The sequence below is a fragment of the Paraburkholderia sp. NMBU_R16 genome (assembly GCF_013282575.1).
Classification (GTDB): domain Bacteria; phylum Pseudomonadota; class Gammaproteobacteria; order Burkholderiales; family Burkholderiaceae; genus Trinickia.
In genome coordinates this window covers 1-520 of record NZ_JAAAYE010000283.1, presented here as the reverse complement: position 1 = coordinate 520, position 520 = coordinate 1, and the positions used below count along the sequence as shown (strand labels likewise).

1 protein-coding gene and 1 pseudogene are annotated in these 520 nt (G+C 69.4%); one reads left to right on the top strand and one right to left on the bottom strand.

The window, feature by feature from the left end; all coding sequences use genetic code 11:
• Nucleotides 1-192 (bottom strand): hypothetical protein (locus tag GWC77_RS29320; protein ID WP_217283468.1); only part of this gene is annotated, 192 nt, incomplete at its 3' end.
• Nucleotides 193-239: 47 nt separating this feature from the next.
• Here GWC77_RS29320 and GWC77_RS29315 point away from each other — a divergent pair.
• Nucleotides 240-520, top strand: a pseudogene (locus GWC77_RS29315) (integrase); the annotation flags it as partial.

The following is a 520-nucleotide window of genomic DNA, read 5'->3' as shown; positions in this document are numbered from 1 at the left end:
CCAGCAGGAGTACGCCATTCCCGGCTCCCGACGCCGCCACATCAGCGAGAAGACGCTGCGCGTCTGGTACGACCTGTGGCGGCGCGAGGGCGTCGCAGGACTCGCCAGCAAGCCGCGCAATGACCGCGGCGCCTCGAAACTGCCCGAGGCGGTGCAGGCCGCCGTGATCGCCCGCCAAGCGCGAGAACCCACGCCGCTCGATCCGTCAGATCCGGCTGCTGCTCGAGGGCGCCGGCGTCGTGCCGCGCGATTCGCTCTCCAAGAGCGCCGTGCACCGCTTGCTCAAGACCCACGGCCTATCGCGTATCACCGGTCCCACCGTCGTGCCCGACGAGAAGCGCAGCTTCGTCGCCGAGCACGCGGGCTCGATCTGGTATGGCGATGTGCTGCACGGCCCGACGCTGTCGCTGGGCGCTCGGCGGCGCAAGACCTACCTCGTCTCGCTGATGGACGATGCCTCGCGGCTCATCGCCCACAGCGCATTCTGTGTCTCGGAGAACGCCCTGGAGATCGAGGGCGT